24 protein-coding genes and 1 riboswitch are annotated in these 20,774 nt (G+C 41.7%); of the genes, 20 read left to right on the top strand and 4 right to left on the bottom strand.

Annotated elements, in window-relative coordinates; translation table 11 throughout:
* Window position 1 precedes the first annotated feature (1 nt).
* Window positions 2-1,399, top strand: a complete 1,398-nt coding sequence (sufB, locus tag SporoP17a_RS04610; RefSeq protein ID WP_083033006.1) for a Fe-S cluster assembly protein SufB — start codon at window positions 2-4, stop codon at window positions 1,397-1,399.
* A gap of 77 nt (window positions 1,400-1,476) precedes the next feature.
* On the opposite strand, the gene SporoP17a_RS04605 is transcribed toward sufB, so the two are convergent.
* Window positions 1,477-1,887 (bottom strand): hotdog fold thioesterase, encoded by a 411-nt coding sequence (locus tag SporoP17a_RS04605; protein ID WP_083033003.1) that lies wholly within the window; start codon window positions 1,885-1,887, stop codon window positions 1,477-1,479.
* 196 nt (window positions 1,888-2,083) lie between these two features.
* On the opposite strand from SporoP17a_RS04605, the gene SporoP17a_RS04600 reads away from it, so the two are divergent.
* The 15 genes from SporoP17a_RS04600 (at window position 2,084) to SporoP17a_RS04535 (ending at window position 15,535) form a co-directional block, all read left to right on the top strand.
* On the top strand, window positions 2,084-2,557 hold the full coding sequence (locus tag SporoP17a_RS04600) for a MarR family winged helix-turn-helix transcriptional regulator (RefSeq protein ID WP_083033000.1): 474 nt from the start codon (window positions 2,084-2,086) through the stop codon (window positions 2,555-2,557).
* Between the two features lie 180 nt (window positions 2,558-2,737).
* Complete coding sequence (locus tag SporoP17a_RS04595) at window positions 2,738-3,718, top strand: NAD(P)H-dependent flavin oxidoreductase (RefSeq protein ID WP_083032997.1); 981 nt, start codon at window positions 2,738-2,740, stop codon at window positions 3,716-3,718.
* A gap of 245 nt (window positions 3,719-3,963) precedes the next feature.
* Window positions 3,964-4,200 carry a glutaredoxin family protein gene (locus tag SporoP17a_RS04590; protein ID WP_083032994.1) on the top strand — a complete coding sequence of 79 codons (237 nt, stop codon included), beginning with the start codon at window positions 3,964-3,966 and terminating at the stop codon, window positions 4,198-4,200.
* 164 nt (window positions 4,201-4,364) lie between these two features.
* Window positions 4,365-4,718 carry a rhodanese-like domain-containing protein gene (locus tag SporoP17a_RS04585; RefSeq protein WP_083032991.1) on the top strand — a complete coding sequence of 118 codons (354 nt, stop codon included), beginning with the start codon at window positions 4,365-4,367 and terminating at the stop codon, window positions 4,716-4,718.
* A 175-nt stretch (window positions 4,719-4,893) separates the two neighbouring features.
* Window positions 4,894-5,754 carry a DUF72 domain-containing protein gene (locus SporoP17a_RS04580; RefSeq protein WP_083032988.1) on the top strand — a complete coding sequence of 287 codons (861 nt, stop codon included), beginning with the start codon at window positions 4,894-4,896 and terminating at the stop codon, window positions 5,752-5,754.
* Window positions 5,754-6,578 (top strand): sulfite exporter TauE/SafE family protein, encoded by an 825-nt coding sequence (locus tag SporoP17a_RS04575; protein WP_083032985.1) that lies wholly within the window; start codon window positions 5,754-5,756, stop codon window positions 6,576-6,578. The genes SporoP17a_RS04580 and SporoP17a_RS04575 overlap by 1 nt, the downstream gene beginning before the upstream one ends.
* 5 nt (window positions 6,579-6,583) lie before the next feature.
* Window positions 6,584-7,963, top strand: a complete 1,380-nt coding sequence (locus SporoP17a_RS04570; protein ID WP_237262381.1) for a bifunctional metallophosphatase/5'-nucleotidase — start codon at window positions 6,584-6,586, stop codon at window positions 7,961-7,963.
* 47 nt (window positions 7,964-8,010) lie between these two features.
* The gene (gene yunB, locus SporoP17a_RS04565; RefSeq protein ID WP_083032979.1) at window positions 8,011-8,778 is read left to right on the top strand and encodes a sporulation protein YunB; all 768 of its coding nucleotides are present in this window, start codon (window positions 8,011-8,013) and stop codon (window positions 8,776-8,778) included.
* Between the two features lie 54 nt (window positions 8,779-8,832).
* Window positions 8,833-9,008, top strand: a riboswitch (Lysine riboswitch).
* 184 nt (window positions 9,009-9,192) lie between these two features.
* Window positions 9,193-10,761 carry a Na+/H+ antiporter NhaC family protein gene (locus SporoP17a_RS04560; RefSeq protein WP_083032976.1) on the top strand — a complete coding sequence of 523 codons (1,569 nt, stop codon included), beginning with the start codon at window positions 9,193-9,195 and terminating at the stop codon, window positions 10,759-10,761.
* 160 nt (window positions 10,762-10,921) lie between these two features.
* Window positions 10,922-12,442, top strand: coding sequence for a sodium-dependent transporter (locus SporoP17a_RS04555; protein ID WP_083032973.1), 1,521 nt, complete (start codon window positions 10,922-10,924; stop codon window positions 12,440-12,442).
* Window positions 12,443-12,577 carry a MetS family NSS transporter small subunit gene (locus tag SporoP17a_RS16700; protein WP_233193587.1) on the top strand — a complete coding sequence of 45 codons (135 nt, stop codon included), beginning with the start codon at window positions 12,443-12,445 and terminating at the stop codon, window positions 12,575-12,577.
* Window positions 12,578-12,886: 309 nt separating this feature from the next.
* Window positions 12,887-13,852, top strand: a complete 966-nt coding sequence (gene lipA / locus SporoP17a_RS04550) for a lipoyl synthase (protein WP_083032970.1) — start codon at window positions 12,887-12,889, stop codon at window positions 13,850-13,852.
* An 18-nt stretch (window positions 13,853-13,870) separates the two neighbouring features.
* Window positions 13,871-14,224, top strand: coding sequence for a YutD family protein (locus tag SporoP17a_RS04545; RefSeq protein WP_083035902.1), 354 nt, complete (start codon window positions 13,871-13,873; stop codon window positions 14,222-14,224).
* Window positions 14,225-14,321: 97 nt separating this feature from the next.
* On the top strand, window positions 14,322-14,768 hold the full coding sequence (locus tag SporoP17a_RS04540; RefSeq protein WP_083032967.1) for a DUF86 domain-containing protein: 447 nt from the start codon (window positions 14,322-14,324) through the stop codon (window positions 14,766-14,768).
* Entirely contained in the window at window positions 14,765-15,535 is a 771-nt protein-coding gene (locus SporoP17a_RS04535; protein WP_083032965.1) for a TIGR01457 family HAD-type hydrolase, read from the top strand. Before SporoP17a_RS04540 ends, SporoP17a_RS04535 begins: the two co-directional genes overlap by 4 nt.
* 255 nt (window positions 15,536-15,790) lie before the next feature.
* Here the strand turns inward: SporoP17a_RS04535 and SporoP17a_RS04530 are convergent, their stop codons facing one another.
* A complete protein-coding gene (locus tag SporoP17a_RS04530) occupies window positions 15,791-16,027 on the bottom strand; it encodes a YuzB family protein (protein WP_083032962.1) in 237 nt (78 codons plus the stop codon).
* Window positions 16,028-16,165: 138 nt separating this feature from the next.
* Between SporoP17a_RS04530 and SporoP17a_RS04525 the strand changes: the two genes are divergently transcribed.
* Window positions 16,166-17,233 carry an NAD(P)/FAD-dependent oxidoreductase gene (locus tag SporoP17a_RS04525; RefSeq protein ID WP_083032959.1) on the top strand — a complete coding sequence of 356 codons (1,068 nt, stop codon included), beginning with the start codon at window positions 16,166-16,168 and terminating at the stop codon, window positions 17,231-17,233.
* 153 nt (window positions 17,234-17,386) lie between these two features.
* Here the strand turns inward: SporoP17a_RS04525 and SporoP17a_RS04520 are convergent, their stop codons facing one another.
* On the bottom strand, window positions 17,387-17,713 hold the full coding sequence (locus tag SporoP17a_RS04520) for a YuzD family protein (protein ID WP_083032956.1): 327 nt from the start codon (window positions 17,711-17,713) through the stop codon (window positions 17,387-17,389).
* Window positions 17,714-17,796: 83 nt separating this feature from the next.
* Here SporoP17a_RS04520 and SporoP17a_RS04515 point away from each other — a divergent pair, with 83 nt between their 5' ends.
* Window positions 17,797-18,036 carry a NifU family protein gene (locus tag SporoP17a_RS04515; RefSeq protein ID WP_029054424.1) on the top strand — a complete coding sequence of 80 codons (240 nt, stop codon included), beginning with the start codon at window positions 17,797-17,799 and terminating at the stop codon, window positions 18,034-18,036.
* 61 nt (window positions 18,037-18,097) lie between these two features.
* Here the strand turns inward: SporoP17a_RS04515 and SporoP17a_RS04510 are convergent, their stop codons facing one another.
* On the bottom strand, window positions 18,098-18,802 hold the full coding sequence (locus SporoP17a_RS04510) for a DUF2225 domain-containing protein (RefSeq protein ID WP_083032953.1): 705 nt from the start codon (window positions 18,800-18,802) through the stop codon (window positions 18,098-18,100).
* Between the two features lie 120 nt (window positions 18,803-18,922).
* Here SporoP17a_RS04510 and SporoP17a_RS04505 point away from each other — a divergent pair, with 120 nt between their 5' ends.
* Both SporoP17a_RS04505 and SporoP17a_RS04500 read left to right on the top strand, forming a co-directional pair.
* The gene (locus SporoP17a_RS04505) at window positions 18,923-19,288 is read left to right on the top strand and encodes a HesB/IscA family protein (RefSeq protein ID WP_083032951.1); all 366 of its coding nucleotides are present in this window, start codon (window positions 18,923-18,925) and stop codon (window positions 19,286-19,288) included.
* Between the two features lie 236 nt (window positions 19,289-19,524).
* Complete coding sequence (locus SporoP17a_RS04500; RefSeq protein ID WP_083032948.1) at window positions 19,525-20,739, top strand: NAD(P)/FAD-dependent oxidoreductase; 1,215 nt, start codon at window positions 19,525-19,527, stop codon at window positions 20,737-20,739.
* The last annotated feature ends 35 nt before the right edge of the window (window positions 20,740-20,774 follow it).

Raw genomic sequence — 20,774 nt, 5'->3', positions numbered from 1 at the left:
AATGGCAAAACAAATGCCGGAAATCGGCGATTACAAATATGGTTTCCATGATAAAGACGTTTCGGTGTTCCGTTCAGAACGTGGATTGACACGTGAAATTGTTGAAGAAATTTCTAGTATGAAGGAAGAACCACAGTGGATGTTGGATTACCGTTTGAAATCTTTGGAGATTTTCTACAGTAAGCCTATGCCGCAGTGGGGTGGCGACTTGAATTCATTGAACTTTGATGAAATCACGTACTACGTTAAACCTTCAGAAGCAACGGAAACTTCATGGGATGAAGTACCAGAAGAAATCAAGCGTACGTTTGATAAACTCGGTATTCCTGAAGCAGAACAAAAATACTTGGCGGGTGTATCTGCACAGTATGAATCTGAAGTCGTTTACCACAATATGAAAGAAGAACTAACAGATCTAGGCATCGTCTTTAAAGACACGGATTCTGCACTTCGTGAAAACGAAGAATTGTTCAAACAATATTGGGGTACAGTCATTCCGAACTCAGATAATAAGTTCTCAGCACTAAACTCTGCTGTATGGTCTGGTGGATCATTTATCTATGTACCACCTGGCGTAACTGTAGAAACACCGCTACAAGCATATTTCCGTATTAACTCAGAAAATATGGGACAGTTCGAGCGTACGTTAATCATCGTAGACGAAGGCGCAAGCGTTCACTACGTTGAAGGTTGTACAGCACCGGTTTACACAACCAACTCACTACACAGTGCGGTTGTTGAAATTATCATTAAAAAAGATGCATATTGCCGTTACACGACAATCCAAAACTGGGCGAACAACGTCTACAACTTGGTAACGAAGCGTGCAGTATGTGAAGCAAATGCGACAATGGAATGGATTGATGGCAACATTGGTTCTAAATTGACGATGAAGTACCCGGCAGTCCTCCTAAAAGGAGAAGGCTCACGTGGTCTGACTCTATCGATCGCATTAGCAGGTAAAGGACAGCACCAGGATGCCGGCGCGAAAATGATGCACTTGGCACCTAACACGTCTTCTACTATTGTTTCAAAATCAATCTCTCAACACGGCGGGAAAGTAACGTATCGCGGAGTGGTCCACTTCGGACGTAATGCGGACGGAGCTCGTGCCAACATTGAGTGTGATACGTTGATCATGGATAAGCTATCTACTTCTGATACGATTCCGTACAATGAGATCTTGAATAACAATATTTCATTGGAACACGAAGCAAAAGTATCAAAAGTTTCTGAGGAGCAGCTCTTCTATTTGATGAGCCGCGGTATTCCTGAGTTGGAAGCTACAGAAATGATCGTTATGGGCTTCATCGAGCCATTTACAAAAGAACTACCGATGGAATATGCGGTAGAGATGAACCGTTTGATCAAGTTCGAGATGGAAGGTTCAATCGGTTAAAACAGCAAAACCCTGTTCGCATCTACAAGATGCGACAGGGTTTTTTCTTGTGTAGAAATAGTTTTATGAGGTGCACCTTATCTTTTCTCCACAACAGCAATCGTGCATCGAGACACACTGATTAATTTGTCAGCTTCATCGGTGATTTGAATGTCCCACACCATCGATGTACGTCCTCTATGGAAAGGGATAGCGGTAGCAGTAACGACGCCATCTTTTTTACCTCGTATATGATTCGCATTGATTTCTAGTCCCACTGGATAATGTGTCTCGGGATTGAGGTTTAGAGCCGCCGCAATGCTGGCAGCTGTTTCAGCAAGCGCTACGGAAGCCCCGCCATGCAGCAATCCCATAGGTTGAACAGTTTTCGGCCCGACTGGCATTTCACATACGACTTTGTCAGGATCCAGTTCTTTAAAGGTAATGCCCAAGGCACCAATTAGTGTTTGCTCTAAGTCAATACTGTCCAATAAATTTAGTTCTTTCATAATCTTTACTACCTCCATTTCGATGATAGACTTCAACTACATGTATATACATGTAGTAAAGGTATACGAGTACGTATGTCGAGAAATACGACTTTAAAAATGATGCGCGTAGATGTACACTAGTATAGAATAGTATACATTGTCAAGGATGACTGAAAAGTTTGTTATCTTTATTTTAAGGAAAGGGGTGGAGAGTATGAATAAAAATCTAGATCAGGAGCAAGCGAAGTATATAATTGACGTATGTGCCAGTGCCAATCTTCGTACGGTATCGGGTTCACTTACGCAGTTATACAATCATCTGTTGAAACCTACTGGATTGAAGATCACCCAATATTATATGCTTGGCAATATTTATACATCGCCTGATATTTCAATTAGTAGATTAGGCGAGATGATGTTGCTGGATCAAACGACCGTCACGCGTAATTTGAATATATTAAACGAAGCAGGATATGTACAGATCAAGAGAGCAGAACAGGACTCGAGAACAAAAGTGGTCACGATCACCAAATTAGGCTACGAGAAATTAAATGATGCCACGCCTATTTGGGTACAAGTACAGGAACAAATTGAAGGGGCTATAGGGAAGGCAGAGTATATGGATTTGCTGGAGAAGTTGGGTGCATTACAGAAAGTGATAGACGAATTCAAAAGTTCATCCACATAAAAATGAATCTAGATTCATAAATTGATTGACAACTCAAATAAATCAAGTAAAATACATGTATATACATGTATAAAAGATGGACTTGTTAGATCTTGTAGTTTTCAAAAGTAGAGGGTGTGCGTTTTTTTACAGAAAAGCATAATGTAAATTTGAAAGCGATTACAAAAGAGGAGAGTGTGTATGATGAACGTAGCAGAATTGAAAAAGAGTATGAGTCTTCCGGTGATAGCCTCCCCCATGTTCATTATTAGTAATCCTAAGACGGTGATTGAGCAGTGTAAAGCAGGAGTCATCGGTTCTATGCCATCTTTAAACGCAAGGCCAATTGCACAACTGGAAGAGTGGTTAATCGAGATTACAGAAGCGCTAGCAGATTATAATGCAAAAAATCCTACTAAACCGGCGGCTCCCTTTGCGATTAATCAAATTGTTCACCGATCCAATGAAAGATTGCAAGAAGATATGGCGCTTTGTGTGAAGTATAAAGTTCCCATCATTATTACCTCACTAGGCGCGAGAGAAGACGTCTATGAGGCTGCCCATAGTTACGGTGGAATCGTTTTGCATGACGTCATCAATAATTCATTCGCGAAAAAAGCAATTGAGAAAGGGGCAGATGGGTTAATTGCGATAGCGGCCGGGGCAGGTGGGCACGCGGGTCCGAAGAGTCCGTTTGCGCTCATTCAAGAAATTCGGGAATGGTTTGATGGACCACTTGCTCTTGGAGGTTCTATAGCAACAGGCGGAAGCGTATTGGCAGCGGAAGCAATGGGTGCAGACTTTGCGTACATCGGATCACCATTCATTGCTACGGAAGAAGCGAGAGCAGTTGATGATTATAAGCAGGCCATTTTAGACGCCACTTCAGATGATATTGTGTACAGTAATTATTTCACAGGGATACACGGGAATTATTTAGCTACGTCGATCCGAGCTTCAGGTTTGGACCCGGATAATTTGCCGGAAAGTGATCCTAGTAAAATGAATTTCGGGGGAGACACGGGGCAAAAAGCTTGGAAAGATATTTGGGGCTGCGGTCAAGGAATCGGTATCATCGATAAAGTACAACCAACAAAAGATTATGTCGCACAATTAGCCCAGCAGTATAATGAGGCAAAAGATAAGTTGGCAGGAGATCGAGTGAACACAGGAAGCAGATAAATGTAAGCAGAAATGAGTCGACTTATGATAAAAAACAAGTATGTCCATCGAGACACGCTTGTTTTTTATTTGCCTATGTAGTGTTGGGGAATGGGGTATGTTTCAATACAGTTCATTTTTAGCTAAAGATAATAGCATGTATTACAAGAAAGATAAATGCCATCCTAACACGAAATCAATTCGTTGATTTTATACCTGCTGGGGTATATAATAAAGGTACAACCAAATGAAAAGGAGTTTTTCACGTGACTGAAAAAGCAACTGTATATGTATCTTCTACTTGTCCTTACTGCACGATGATGACGAATTATCTAGATGAAATCCATGTGCCTTATGAGACGATCAATGTTTCTACACATCCGGAAGAAGGAGAGCGACTGATGAAAATAACGGGACAGATGGGCGTTCCACAAACACAGTTGAATGGTAAATGGATTATCGGCTTTGATCCAGCAAGTATTCACGCTGCACTGGACGCATGAATACATTCAAACAAATTTTATTCAATCGAAGCTGCACAATCCGGTCAGCAGAAGATATGGAAAAGAAATTATTTCCGCGCTTTTGTATCGGTAACATAGCATTTGCGGTGATGGGTGTCATTCTCGTCATCATGGAATGGACTCACTAATAGGAGGCACCACATATGGGATGGATGATTATAGCACTCCTCGTCGGACTAGTAGTTTGGCGAATGAAGTCGGCAAAAGGTGTGCATTCAATCACGACTGAACAATTAAAAGACAGAGTGAAAGATCGGAATATCCAATTGATCGATGTCCGTTCACCGGCTGAATATGCAGCACGCCATATAAAGGAATTTAAGAATATCCCATTGAATGTACTTTCAAATAAAATGGGAACATTGAAGAAAGATCAAGAAGTCATCGTCATCTGTCAAAGCGGTATGCGCAGTTCGAATGCTGCAGGGCAACTCAAAAAAGCAGGATTTGTGAATGTAACGAATGTACGCGGTGGAATGAGCGCTTGGCGAGGTTAAATAGAAAGGTAGCGTTTCGGGAATCGTTTCCCGAGACGCTTTTTTATGTAGAAGTGAAATGAATCCGATTAAGCACACTATCGAAACTAGTAAAATCGAGTTGGAAAGTACGACTTTTCCGAAAGTACATCAGATATGATACACTAAGCTAAAGATAAAAAGAGGGGGGCTTTCCATGATACATGTAGGCCTGACAGGGTGGGGAGACCATCCAAGCCTATATAATGAAAATACAGTCGCGAATAAAAAACTGATAGATTATAGTAAGCATTTTCCAATCGTTGAGCTGGATTCGACGTTTTATGCAATACAATCGAAAAAGGTAATGGATAAGTGGACAGAGGAAACGCCTGCTCATTTCCAATTCGTCGTAAAAGCTTATCAGGGCATCACAGGTCATCAGCGTGGGAAGCTCCCGTATGATTCCGAAGAGGAGATGTTCTCGCTGTTCAAACTATCGATGACGTCGTTTGTTGAAGCTGGGAAGCTGGCGATGGTCCTTGTACAGTTTCCACCGTGGTTTAATTGTAAGAAGGAAAATGTGGATCGCATTCGCTATGTGCATGAGCAATTACAACCGTTGCCAATTGCTGTAGAGTTTCGCAATCAAACATGGTATTCGCAAGCTTACCGAGAGAAAACACTCGATTTCCTGAAAAGCTTGAACATCATTCATGTGGTCTGTGATGAGCCGCAAGTAGGGGACGGCAGTGTACCGCTTGTGCCGGTTGCGACCGATCCGAGAGTTTTGTTACGTCTCCACGGGCGCAATGATCAAGGTTGGGTCAATACGATGGGCGATAGTAAAGCATGGCGTAAAGTCCGCTATCTGTATGATTACAATGAAAAAGAATTAAAGAGTATGAGTGAAATCGTCACCCATCTTGAGAAGCAGACAGAAGAAGTGTTTGTCATCTTTAATAATAACTCTGGTCAGCATGCAGCAAAGAACGCTAAACAATTTGCAGGATTACTCGGCATAGAATACGGTCAGCCTCTCACCAAGCAGATGGATTTATTTGAGGGGGATCAGTAATGGAATTTGTAGTACTCGCCTTGATTGGTCTGGCGTCCGGCATTATCGGTTCGATTGCCGGTCTCGGGGGCGGAACGATTTTGGTTCCTGTCACTTTGTTTATCGGTTTAAATCTAGGCATGATTCCGGATATCACTCCGCAGAGCGTAGTAGGTCTGTCGGTGATCATGATGATTGCGAATGGACTTGGATCGACACTGTCCTATATGAAAGTGAAGACGATTGATTATCGCAGTGCATTTCTATTTTTTACTGCTAGTATACCAGGTATCGTACTCGGCGCGTTGGTCAATAAAAACGTAAGTTTGCAATCTTTTAATTTATATTTTGGTATATTGCTCATTGTTTTATCTACACTGTTACTAACGAGAAAATATTTGAAGCCGATTAAATGGTTCGTAGACAATGGGAAGAAAATCAAGTTCACAGACCCCCAAGGACAAACGCATATTTACGGATACCCGATTTGGTTCGCCATCCTATTGGCATTATTCATTGGGTTTACGTCTGGATTATTCGGAATCGGTGGCGGGACGATGGTCGTACCGGCTATGATTTTATTATTCTTGTTCCCACCGCATGTAGCGGTCGCGACATCGATGCTAATGGTGTTCTTATCAGCAATCGTCAACTCGATTTCGCATATTTCACTCGGTCATGTGCCGTGGCTCTATACCATTCCTGTCGTGCCGGGCGCCTATTTCGGTGGAATGCTTGGTGCCTACTTAAATAGCAAAATGAAATCAGATACTTTAGTTTTAGTCATACGCATCATTTTACTCGTCTTTGGACTACGTTCCATTTATGAGGGGATTTGGGGTTGACACATATGAAAGAAACGGTAGCGACGATTCACATTTACCATACGAATGACATCCATAGTCATTTCGAAAACTGGCCGCAAATCCATCACTTCCTTCAGCAGCGCAAGCAACAAGCTGAAGCCGATGGAGAGAGTTACTTTTTATTTGATATTGGAGACCATATTGATCGATCTCATCCATTTACCGAGGGAACAGAAGGTAAAGGAAATATTGAATTATTAAATAAAGCAGGATATGACGCAGTGACCATTGGAAACAATGAAGGAATCACTATGTCTAAGGAAGCGCTGAATAGAGTATATGAAGATGCGAAATTTGATGTAGTGCTTTGCAACCTGATGGAAGTAGATGGTAAGCTACCCTATTGGGCGAAGACATCTAAAGTATTGGAGACCGCAGAAGGTGTGCGTATCGGTGTCATAGGGGCCACAGCGCCATACTATGCTTTTTATGATCAACTTGGCTGGAGCGTAGCCGAACCGCACGCAGCATTGATGGAAGTGGCACGCAACTTGCGTCCTCAATGCGATGTCATTGTTTGTCTCTCTCATTTAGGAATCAATCAAGATCGTCTATTGGCTGCGCAGTGCCCAGAGATCGATGTTATTTTAGGCGCACACACCCATCACTTATTGCCGAATGGCGAGTGGATTGACGACACATTACTTGCGGCAGCAGAAAAGTTCGGTCATTATGTCGGTCATGTTCAAGTCGATATAGACCGAATAACAGGTCAAGTCGTTCATATGCAAGCAGAAGTTTTTTCGACACAACTAATGGAAATGACAGAAGAGGATATAGAAGAAGTGAATTCCTTATTTGCTAAAGGAGAAGCAACTTTGCAAGTTCCAGTATTTTATAACCCTTCACCTTTATCACAGCGTCTAACAGGCGACAGCCCATTATCCTCGCTGTTCGGCCGTGCGTTACTAACGTATCTGGATGCCGACTGTGCACTATTCAACGCAGGGATATTCCTTGGTAGCTTAGATAAAGGTTGGGTGACGAAAGGGGATTTGCATTCATTATTGCCTCATCCGATCAATCCGTGCCTGATTCATTTGGATGGTACTGATTTGTTGACGGTTTACGAGCAGTCACTTGATCCAAAGTGGACGGAACTTCCGATAAAAGGTCTTGGTTTTCGTGGCACACTGATGGGCAGCATGATACATGAGCACTTATACCGTAACACCGACGGACAATTATTCGCGGGAAACCGTTTAGTGGAGCCAGGTGAGATGTATACATTGGCAACACTGGATATGTTCACGTTTGGCTTTTTCTATCCAGTACTAAAAGAAGCGAAGAAGGAATATATTATGCCAGAAATGCTTCGCGATATTCTCGGTTGGTATGGAAGAAAATATTTCAATGAACGCTAGTTATGTACGCCTCCTATTTCGCATAATGTGAAGTAGGAGGCGTTTGTATGCGGTTTTATACAAATCAAAAACGGCCAAAGAGAAATAATTATGGCAAAATCATACTGCGCTTTGTCATCCCGGGCATTTTGGTGGGAGTGGCGATGTTTTTCTATATGGTTAATAAACAGCTAACGCCAATCTACACACAATATGCTGAAGTACAAACGCAAAAAATAGCCAGCCACGTCATCAGTCAAGCTATTAACAACCGGTCCACCAGCGTTTACGATGTCAATGAAATTATCGAAAACGTCCCCGATGATACGACAGATACGGTGACGACCAAGTTTAACTCGGAAATCATTAGCCAGGTCATGTCAGAAATTCATCAGCTTGTAGAAAATCATCTAGAACGTGCAGAGGGCGGAGATTTAGATATGTTACCGCCACTCGGAGATCTCGAGTATAATCCCGACCAGATGGAAAAAGAACAAGGGATTGTCTTTTTCGTTCCGATTGGGCAAGCGGCGAATATTCCGTTGCTCGGTAACTTGGGGCCAAAAATCCCGATCCGCTTCCACGTCGTTGGAGATGTACATGCAACAGTAGAAACGGATATTCGTGAATTTGGTATCAATAACGCGTATGTAGAAGTGTATCTAATGTTACAAGTCAATGTGCAGATTATCGTTCCGCTAGCTACAAGCAGGAGCGTAGTAGAACAGAAAATACCGATTGCAATTGGCTTGATTAGAGGGAAGGTACCGCAAATTTATTCGAAAGGAGAGCAAACGCCAGCGCAAATCGAAGTTCCGCTTGAAAAGAAGGAGTAAAAGGTATTGTGAACGTTGTCGATTATTGCTACACTGAGAACAGAAGAATATCGAGACTTACGTAGAGGCTGCATTGTTTATAAGTACCTAGCGAGAGAGTGACATCTATGACCGCTAGCGAAAGGAGGCAATGCCGAAGTTTGAGAAGAGTCTGCTTCTCAAGTTGGGGTCATTTCGAAGAGGAATGACACTGTCATACACTGATCAATGTATGGAGAGCTACAGTAGCCAATTGTACTGCGATTTATTCATGTGTTGCTTGATGAATTGGTTGGCCGACCCCTACACGTATGGTATTGCCTGTGGGGGCGGCTTTTTTTATCGGGAAATTACAGGATACTATAGGCTTTCCACTCTTCGAAAGATCTTCTGCATTTCGATATCATCTAGCAACTAGAAAGAGGAGGAATTACAATGATCGGATCGTGGGTCTCTATTTTGCCTCCTATTATCGCCATCGTGATGGTGTTAGCGACGAGGAGAGTATTATTATCATTAGGAGCAGGAATTGTTACAGCCGCTTTACTTATAGCGAACTTTGCTCCGCTTGAGACAGTAAAAGGTGTATGGAGGGCCATGACAGTTTCTTTTTATGATGGCGGGCTCAATACATACAATATATTCATTATGTTATTTCTATTATTATTAGGTGTCATTACTGCATTTGTCAGTCTATCTGGAGGAAGTGCCGCATTTGCATGTTGGTCAGTCACTCGCATCCGTACGAAACGTGGAGCAAAGCTGTTGACGATGGGGCTTGGAATTGCCATTTTCGTGGATGACTATTTCAATTCATTAGCAGTTGGACAGATTGCAAGACCGATCACGGACCAGCACAAGATCTCTCGTGCAAAGTTGGCGTATTTCATTGACTCTACGTCGGCACCCATTTGTGTCGTATCCCCCATCTCTAGTTGGGGTGCGTTCTTGATTGGACAACTTGCACTTATTTTAGGTACGACAGCAGCAGTCAGCTATTCACCATTAACTGCCTTCGTCTTGATGGCACCGATGAACTTCTATGTCATTGCCACATTGTCGATGGTCTTCTTCTTCGCTTGGACGAATAATGACTTCTTTGAAATGAAGAAACATGAAGATCGCGCAATGAATGAAGGCGAGCTATATGACCAAGATAAAGAAATCCCTGGCCAGTTGAAAGAAGAATTCCCAGAGCATATGTATGGGAAAGTTCGCGACTTGGTTGCACCGATCGTCACGTTGATTGCGGTAACGCTCGGTATGATGATTTATACAGGCTATAAAGAAGCGGGTATTTTCGATATTTGGGCTATTTTTGAAAATACCGATGTACCATTCTCGTTAGTAATAGGTGGTGTAACGGCTACATTGCTAGCCATGTTGTTATATATTTTACAAATGAAGAAAAACGAAACAGCCAGTGTGTCCTGGATGGGGCGCGCGTTCATTAGCGGGATAAAGGCCATGATGCCTGCGATTCTTATTTTAATCTTCGCTTGGGGATTGACTGACTTAATAGCTTCGCTAGATACGGGTCTATTCCTTTCTACGATGGTAGAACGAATGAATATTCCTGTCAGCTTCCTTCCGGTATTGATCTTCGTATTAGCAGGATTAATGGCGTTCTCGACAGGTACCTCATGGGGATCTTTCGGTATTTTAATGCCGATTGCAGGTACGATTATGGTCAATGCGGCACCTGAATTATTGTTGCCAGCATTAGCGGCAGTACTCGCAGGAGCGGTATTCGGAGATCACTGTTCACCGATTTCCGATACGACAATCCTATCTTCTACCGGAGCGGGTTGTAACCACATGGATCACGTCTCCACACAGTTGCCCTATGCGCTTGTCGCAGCGAGTGTAGCAGTGATTGGGTATGTCGTTCTGGGTCTAACTGGGTCTGTCTGGATCGGTTTAGTAGCTGTTATTATTACCTTAATAGTTTTATTTACGTATTTGAGTGTCAAAGGAAAGAAACGCGTAGAGCAAATAGCATAGTTTACCTTTTAGACTAAGAGTGATAATTACTTCATTCTTAGTCTAAATTTGTTTTGACATCTCTAATTAGGCTGTTTATACTAAATGTACAGAACTAGAGTTATCAGAATAAATCGAAATGTAATAAGTTTTGTAAAATAACAAAAAAGAGGTGAGTTGTATGGAAAATCGTTCACAGTGGGGAACGAGAGCAGGTTTTATATTGGCCGCGGTTGGTTCAGCTATAGGACTCGGAAACATTTGGCGCTTCCCTTATGTTGCGTATGAAAATGGAGGCGGCGCATTTTTTATCCCGTACTTATTTGCCCTTTTAACAGCTGGTATCCCGATTTTGATCATGGAATTTACAATTGGTCATAAATATCGTGGATCTGCTCCACTTTCATTTTTCCGTTTGAATGGGAAAAAGACGGAGTTTCTAGGCTGGTGGGGGATCTTTGTATCTTTCGTCATATCTACTTACTATGCTGTCATCATCGCATGGGCCATGAAGTATACGGTCTATTCATTTGGCTTATCATGGGGGAAAGATCCAGAAGCATTCTTCTTCGGGGACGTCCTGAACTTAGCGGATAATCCTGGGGACGTCGGAGGACTCGTTGGAGGCGTGGCATTGCCATTGTTGCTCGTCTGGGTCATTTGTTACATTATCCTACTTGGTGGAGTCAAGAAAGGGATTGAGTTGGCGAATCGGATATTTATACCTGTACTATTCTTACTTTTCTTATTCGTCGTCATCCGTGCAATCACACTAGACGGAGCTATGGTAGGGCTGGATGCATTCTTCAAACCGGATGTCGATAAGTTACTCAACCCGCGTGTATGGGTTGCAGCGTACGGACATATCTTCTTCAGTTTATCGATCGCATTTGCTATCATGATCACGTATTCTAGTTATTTACCGAAGAAATCAGATATTACCAATAACGCCTTTATTACAGGCTTCGCTAACTCTTCAGTTGAGTTACTGGCAGGTATCGGAGTTTTCGCGGTGCTAGGATTCATGGCAACTAGTCAAGGAGTAGATGTAGCAGACGTAGCTACTGCAGGTGTAGGGCTAGCATTCGTCGTATTCCCTGAAATTATTAATCAAATGCCAGGATTAAACGGTCTGTTCGGCGCATTCTTCTTCTTGTCACTAACGCTTGCTGGAATTACATCACTCATATCGATTTGTGAAACGTATATTGCAGGTATGTCAGACAAATTCAACATATCCAGACGTCGTTCGGTTACGATCGGTATCGGGCTGTCGGCAACCATTTCCATGCTATATGCAACAAACGGTGGTTTATACTTCTTAGACGTAGCAGATTACTTTATTAACCAATTTGGTATTGCTGTGATTGGTCTAGTTGAAGTCATCTTACTAGCTTGGGTTTTCAGAAAACTTGGATTGTTCGAGCAACATGCCAATGCAGTATCAGATATTCGTCTAGGCTGGTGGTGGAAAGTATCGCTATCATTCATCACACCATTAGTATTAGGTACTATGCTATTCTTCTTAATTAAAGATAATATCGCAGAAAACTATGAAGGCTATCCAACATCCTTCTTGTGGACGATTGGTTGGCCAGTAGCGATAGGGGCATTTGTCATGTCGATCGTCTTCACATCATTGAAGTGGAAAGACAACACAAGAATCACATCAGATTATGATGAAAATAAAGGGGGGCTATAAATGGATACAGGAATGAGCGGTTCTGCAATCCTCATGATGCTAGTCGGAGTAATGATCATCTGGGGCGGTCTATTTATCAGCATCTTTTATGCTACAATCCTCAGTAAGTTCAAAAAGAAATTCAAAATCGAATAGTACACGATATACACTTGCGGCCAGATAGTTGGTTGCAAGTGTTTTTTGTCGCCTTTCGATTACGATCAATTGGCATAGTACGTTGAAGTTCGTAAGTTGAAGAGATATGTAGTAGTGTTTTTGACCTGAAACTTACATCAAGTAAAGTAGCGTAACAAAATCACGCAGTTACTACGATGAAATCTCGAGCGAGTCACTAGGTCATCGATTTATATCACTCCTGTCGGCTTAGCTCAAATCAATTGCTATCTATAATTGAAGGTTATCTGAATTTATGTTACATTGACATGAGTAGAATCTATCAACAGAATGGAGTCGGTAGCGTTGTCATGCAAACCTGAGACGGGAAGAAAATCTGAGCATATTAGAAAGCCAGATTGGCTGAAAATTAAGCTTAACACCAACGAGAACTATACAGGTTTAAAGAAATTAATGCGCGAGAAAAACTTGAATACTGTATGTGAAGAAGCGCGTTGCCCGAATATTCATGAGTGTTGGGGAGAACGACGCACAGCTACATTTATGATCCTAGGGGCCGTATGTACACGTGCATGTCGTTTCTGTGCTGTGAAGACTGGTTTACCTAATGAACTTGACACTGCTGAGCCGGAACGCGTAGCGGAGTCAGTTGAATTAATGAATTTGAAACATGCTGTGGTCACTGCCGTAGCACGCGATGATTTAAAAGACGGAGGATCTGCTATTTTCGCGGAAACTATTCGTGCGATACGCAGAAAAAATCCATTTACTACTATTGAAGTACTCCCTTCGGATATGGGTGGAGATAAAGAAAACTTGCAACGTTTGATGGATGCAAAGCCAGATATTTTAAACCATAATATTGAAACCGTACGCCGTCTAACTCCAAGAATTCGTGCACGTGCAACATATGATCGTTCACTTGAATTACTTCAACGAGCAAAAGAAATGTATCCGGAGATCCCGACGAAGTCTTCATTGATGGTCGGACTCGGCGAAACAGTGGAAGAAATTATTGAGACAATGGATGATCTTCGTGCACACGACGTAGATATCATGACAATTGGTCAATACTTGCAACCGACAAAAAAACACGCTAAAGTAGTGAAATATTATTCGCCCGATGAGTTTGGTGAATTGCGTAAAATCGCAATGACTAAAGGATTCTCTCATTGTGAGGCGGGGCCGCTTGTGCGTTCAAGCTACCATGCAGACGAGCAAGTTAATGCTTCGGCTAAAGAGAGACAGCGCCAAGGTGACGAACTGCTGAAACTTGAAGGACAAGCGAGCAGTTAAATGGAAGTGAACGAGAAAATGATTATTTTAGAGAGTATGCAGTATGAAATTACAGAAGAGTTTCGCGATGGGTTCGATGAGGAAGCCTTGAATGAACGCTTTAGCGAAGTGCTGTTAAAGTATGACTATATTTTGGGTGACTGGGGATATGGTCAATTACGATTAAAAGGCTTTTTCGAAGATCGTAATTCCAAATCTACATATGAAACCAAAATTAGTACCGTCCAAGATTATATTTATGAATACTGTAATTTCGGTTGTGCGTATTTCATCTTGAAAAAGATTGGAAAAGTAAAATTAGAGCAAACAGAAGTAGAAGTTGTAGAGGAAGTACAGTCTGAAGTAACATCTACTCCAACAAATGAACATTAAAAATGAAAGCTTCGAGCAAAATTGCTTGGAGCTTTCATTTGTTTTGCAATAAATATGGTAAGATAGAAGTATGAAGTATAGGAGGAGGAAGAACAGTATGTATTTTGTAGATCAAAATCAGATCAATAAAACATTAGCGTATATGGAGCAGTTACTCGACATTTTTGAGAAGGAAACGAACTGGCTACAAAGCGATGTAAATAAGCTAGCTGTAGAGCGAATTGCGCATGGCTTGATTGAAGGAATCATTGATGTAGGAAATTCCATGATCGACGGATTCATCATGCGTGACCCTGGAAGTTATGACGATATTATTGATATCCTTGAAGATGAAAAAGTCATTCAAACTGAGCAAGCTCTCCCTTTAAAAGCATTCATTTCATTACGACCAATGATTGTTCGTCAATTCGTAGAAGTGGATTCAGATAAAGTAGTACAATCTATTCGCGATACACGTAACGAACTACAACAATTTCCGGGACAAGTTCGAGATTACTTAATGAATGAATTAGGCCCAGTCTCAGCGTTTCTTCCGACTGAATGATGAGACATTATAAAGCGTATTGCTTTGACTTGGATGGCACAATGTATCGCGGGAGTGAACCCATTCAAGAAGCTGTAGATTTCGTGGCAGCGTGCCAAGCTCAAGGTAAAGGGACGTATTTCATTACGAATAACGCGGCATTGACACGTACTGCTCAACAGAAGAAATTAGCGGGTTTCGGTGTGCATACAGAAGTCGATTTCATCATGAATTCTGCCACGACATTGGCTCGCTATTGCAAGCAACACTTTGAAGGCGCGCGTGTCATGATGATTGGTGAAGAAGGATTGCGTGAAGCGCTAGAACTCGAAAATATCCAAATCACCACGACGAATCCTGATGTCGTGTTAATGGGGCTTGATCGCCAAGTTACTTACACTAAACTCGCGGATGCTTGTTTGGCGATACGTAACGGTGCTCATTTCTTAGGTACCAATCAAGACATCAAATTCCCGACTGAAAAAGGATTGGTACCCGCTAATGGTTCTTTCCTTAAGTTGATGGAAGTGGCGACTGATAGACAGCCACTCATCGTAGGGAAGCCAGAGCCGCATATGCTGGAGTTTATCCGACAGCAAGGGATGTACGAAAAAGAAGACATGATTTTGATTGGCGATAATTATGATACGGATATTATGGCGGGAATTCGCTATGGTATTGATACAGCGTATGTCGCAACGGGCGTCACACCTATGGAAGATGTGCTGAAGAAGGCGCAGCAACCTACTTATTTGCTGAACTCGCTTGCGGATTGGCTGAAGTCATGAGGAGCTATCTAAGAAGCCGTAATGTTACGGCTTCTTGAGATAGCTTTTTTGTTGTATTGGAAAGCCGTAAAAGAATAGGCTGTTGGGCTAGGCATGAGGACACGGCAAAGCGTCTGCTAGCTGGATCTTACATCTTATCGCACTCATCCATTACCTTATATTTGCAACCGTCCACAGACCTTGACTGAATCCTATACAAAAAAGGATGCCCTACAAGCATACCAGCTTCTAGGACACCGCATAGGTTTATTTTTATTAGAAAAGGGGATTATCTTCAATGAACTGATAAATTTCCTTTGTCAATTCATCCGCAGTATCCGCTTCAACAAGTTCACCATTTACAATAGCGTACAACGTATCACTACATTTCGTACAATAGCTCAAGCAGCCGTATTCTAGTACGTCGATGTTTGGATCACGCTCCAACGTTTCGAATACGGGGTAGGCACCATTTGCCAAATTACTCATACAAAACTCCACGATGGGATTCATCTTTCTCACCTCGCCTACTAGAAATGGTACTCTTTTTTTACAAAAGCGTCAATCAACATGACATATTGTGAAAGTTATCACAAACTGCTATAATGGCAAATGAGATGCATAAGAAAATAGACATAGAAGGAGAACATTATGAGAAAATTACTATTACTAGGTGCCGGCTATGGTAACATGAGAATTTTATTGCGTTTGCTAAATAAAGAATTACCAAGCGATATTGAAATTACACTTGTCGATAGAACCTTATTTCATAGTTTGAAAACAGAATTTTATGCGCTTGCAGCAGGAACCGTTTCTGATTCCGATGTACGCGTTGCGATCCCTGTTCATGACCAATTGAAAGTAGTCGAAGGCGAGATTCAAGAAATTAAGCTCGAAGAAAAAGAAGTGTTGTTAGCAGATGGTCAAGCACTAGCATATGACGAATTAGTCATCGGACTAGGCAGTGAAGATAATTACCACAACGTGCCTGGAGCTGCTGAACATACACTGAGTATACAAACAATCGGCAAATCTCGCAGGACGTATCAGACGTTACTAGGACTAGGTGATGGGGCGACAGTAGGAATCGTTGGTGCGGGACTGAGCGGAATCGAATTAGCAAGTGAATTACGCGAAAGTCGTCCAGACTTGAAAATTAAATTATTCGACCGCAGCCCGCGTATTTTACGTGACTTCCCTGAACGATTGAGTAATTTCGTAAAAGGTTGGTTTGATCAAAACGAAGTAGAAGTCGTGGCGAATTCCAACATTACTCAAGTAGGCGAACATATTCTGTATAACCATGAAGAGACCATTGATGTAGATGCAGTAGTTTGGACGGCTGGTATTAAGCCAGGCAAGGTCGTGGACGATTTAGTCATTCAGAAAGACCGTTCAGGCCGTATCGTACTCAACCAATATCACCAAGTCCCAAGTAACCGAAACGTTTACGTAGTCGGAGACATTGCTGCGCTTCCACACGCACCAAGCGCTCAATTGGCAGAAGTGCAAGGGGAGCAAATCGTTCAAGTACTACGCTCGACTTGGAAAGGTGAGCCATTAATGCTTGAAATGCCGGAGCTAAAACTAAAAGGTTTCATGGGGTCGTTAGGAAAGAAACAAGGATTTGCGTACTTGGCAGATCGTACCGTGACAGGAAGAATCGCCCGTCTAATGAAATCCGGGTTGCTATGGATGTACAAATGGCATAATGGTTAATTATCCATATCTATAAGTCACTTCTATGAAGTGGCTTTTTCTTTAGTTATATATGTATAATGCGGTAATTGGATACAAAAAAGCGGTCAATTCGACGTAGAATGACCGCTTTAATGAATGGATTGTTCTCAATTAATCCATCAAATTATCAATTTATCCTGCTTGGTAACCATGATTTTCTAAGGCGTTAAAGACTGGCTTCAGTTGAATATGACCTTCACCGATCATTTCGTTATTAATCATGACGAGCGGGTAAAAATACTCGTCTTCACGAATTTTCTCGACAATTTCTTGCTGACGTGATTCTTCTACTTCTTGATCAATATCAATATACGTAATAGTAAATGGTTGTTCAGGGTACTTTCTTGATATGGCCGCCTGGAGCCATTCATACGTATCTTTGGAAGAAGGTGCATTTACGCAACTGGCACAGATGATTTCTGCTCCATATACTTCAATTGTAACTGGTGTTTGCGACATATTAATCAAACCTCCGATTCATTATTGGATTTTTTCTGCTTGGCAGTTTATAATAAGTATAAGGAAAGGAGAGTGTGATTACAATGACAACAGATACTAAATTATATGAGCCGGTAAAAGAAGTGCTAGATAAATTGCGCCCATTCCTCTTGCGTGACGGAGGAGACTGTGAATTAGTGGACATTGACGAAGGAATTGTAAAGCTGCGACTTTTAGGAGCATGCGGAACTTGCCCGAGTTCGACGATTACATTAAAAGCAGGTATTGAACGTGCACTACTTGAAGAAGTACCAGGCGTAGTAGAAGTAGAACAGGTTTTTTAATTTCATTAAATAAAAAAGCCGTGCAAATGAAGTATGATCTTCTTTGCACGGCTTTCATTATTCAGCTAGTTTTATGGATGGTTTCTGCGTCACGAATTTCCTGCCATCGATCTTTGGCCATTTGGATGACTGTAGGTTCAGTCGATCTATTTTGCGTTTCAATGACACGTGAAAAGTTTCGAATTGCTTCTGCACGATCATGAATGCGCCAAGATAATTCTGCAATAATGTATTGCACACGAGTTTCAGACATTTGAGTTCCCATATAATCCCCTTCAGAAAATGCACGGATGTACAGGTCACGAGATACTTCTAGATAACGCATTTCTTTTTGGCGATTTTCATCCTGACGATAAATCCAAGCTATACGCAACATCATTCCTGCCATCGTTAAATGCTTTTCTTTTTTAAAGTTGGCACTTAAATAAGCTAATTTATAGGCTTCCACTGCCTGCTCTTGCGTCCGTTCGCCTCCAAATGAGCGACTGCGCCATTTGGCTGTGATATTTTTAGCGATCATCTCTTTTGTGCCTGGCGCGAAGTACGGAGCGAAATCATCAGTGAATGCAAAACCGCAAGATGGACAAACAGCTACATTATAAAAAATAGGATTAATTTCCTTATCTATATAAATAGGTCTAAAATCGCTATCATGATCAACTACCCTTACTTGGCGAGAACGAATTTTAGTAGTAGGAAAATGCTCTTTACACAGTAAGCATTGCATCTTTCTCTCGTAAAACGGGCTGATTTCCACTAGTATCATTCCTTTCTGTCCTAAGTCTTATTATACATTAAAATAGGCCTAGTAGGGGGACTATTTGTTTGCATTGTGATGAAAAAGATTGATATGATAAAAAGAAAACGTGGAAAGTGAGTGGTATTGATGACAAACACAGTAGAGATTACAGAAGCGGCAGCATTTCACGTGAAGAAAATGATGACTCATAACGAAGAAGAAGGATCTTTCTTGCGCGTTTCCGTCAAAGGCGGAGGTTGCACAGGGTTAACATACGCTCTTGGTTTTACCCAAGAAAAAGAAGACGATGACATCTCGTATATTGCTCACGGAGTTCCGGTAGTAGTAAAAGAAGAAGATGCAGCTGTTCTCGTAGGTACAAAAGTGGATTATAAAGAATCTCTTATGGGTGGCGGCTTCACCATCGACAATCCGAATGCGATTGCCAATTGCGGTTGCGGAACTTCATTTAGAACAGCTAAAAAAGCTGGCGCACCTGCTGATTGCGAATAAATCTACCCATCTTAGCCGAGCAAGATGTGGTGAAATTATAGACGTGACAAATCACTAGTCTAAATTGATTATTTGCATAATAATAATTCTGTTGAAATACGCGCTCAAAAGGTCTACTATTAGTAATGAAAGTAAGATTCTATTCATATCAAACTAAATGCCGGCACTGCAAAACCAAGTAAGATTGATTTTACACGTTCTCGGCGTTTAAGAAATTAAAAGGTGGTTCGATTTACGTGAAAAGACCAACAATCTTAGTATTGGGTGCAGGTTATGGTGGCTTGATGACTGTTGTGAATTTGCAAAAGTCATTAGGTGCAGATGAAGCAGATATTGTTCTGATCAACAAAAATGACTATCACTACGAATCTACATGGTTGCACGAAGCGGCAGCTGGAACATTATCTCCAGAACAAGTTCGCTATGATATTTCTAGTGTAATCAATAGTAATAAAGTAAAGTTCATCGAAGCAGAAGTTACTGGCATCGATGTCGCGACAAAAAGCGTAAAAACAAACCTTGGTTCTCACACATATGATTACCTAGTAATCGGTCTTGGCTTCGAAGGAGAAACTTTCGGAATTCCAGGTTTGGACAAATACGCATTGTCTATTGCCAATGTAAATGCAGCTCGTCACATTCGTGATCACATGGAATATCAATTCGCAACTTGGTCTACTGAAGAAGTAAAAGACGATAGCCGTCTAACTATCGTCGTAGGTGGAGCAGGTTTCACAGGCATCGAGTATCTAGGTGAGCTAGGAAACCGTGTACCTGAATTATGTAAGGAATATGATGTGCCAGCCAAAAAGGTTCGCATTTTATGTGTAGAAGCAGCTCCAATGGTATTGCCTGGTTTCGATCCGGAACTTGTGGAGTATGCAATGCGTCAATTGGGCTCAAAAGGTGTAGAGTTTTCTATCGGTACACCGGTTGTAGAAGCAACTCCTGAAGGCGTGAAGATTAAAAAAGGCGAAGATGAGTTTGAATTCATCAAAGCAGGTACGGTTGTATGGGCTGCTGGTGTCCGTGGTAACCATCTGATTGAAGAATCTGGCATAGAAAACATGCGTGCTCGTGTAAAAGTTGAGAAAGACATGCGTGCACCAGGATTCGACGATGTATTTATAGTAGGTGACTGCGCGTTGATGATTAATGAAGCCATCAACCGTCCATACCCACCAACTGCACAAATCGCTATGCAACAAGGTGATATGATTGCTAACAACATCATCGCATTGATGAAAGGAAACCCAACAAAAGAATTCGTGCCGGATTTAAAAGGTAGCGTTTGTTCTTTAGGTGATTCCGATGCGATTGGTGTAGTATTCGATAAAAAAGTGACGGGAACAAAAGCATCATTCATGAAGAAAATGATCGACAACCGTGCACTATTCATGATCGGTGGTCTCGGGTTAACGATTAAAAAAGGTAAATTCAACGTGTTATAATGGATACAGGAAAGCACTCGCAGAAGCGAGTGCTT

This window comes from Sporosarcina ureae, assembly GCF_002082015.1.
Classification (GTDB): Bacteria; Bacillota; Bacilli; order Bacillales_A; family Planococcaceae; genus Sporosarcina; species Sporosarcina ureae_A.
The sequence above is the reverse complement of the archived record's forward strand: the minus strand, read 5'-3'. Positions and strand labels throughout refer to the sequence as shown.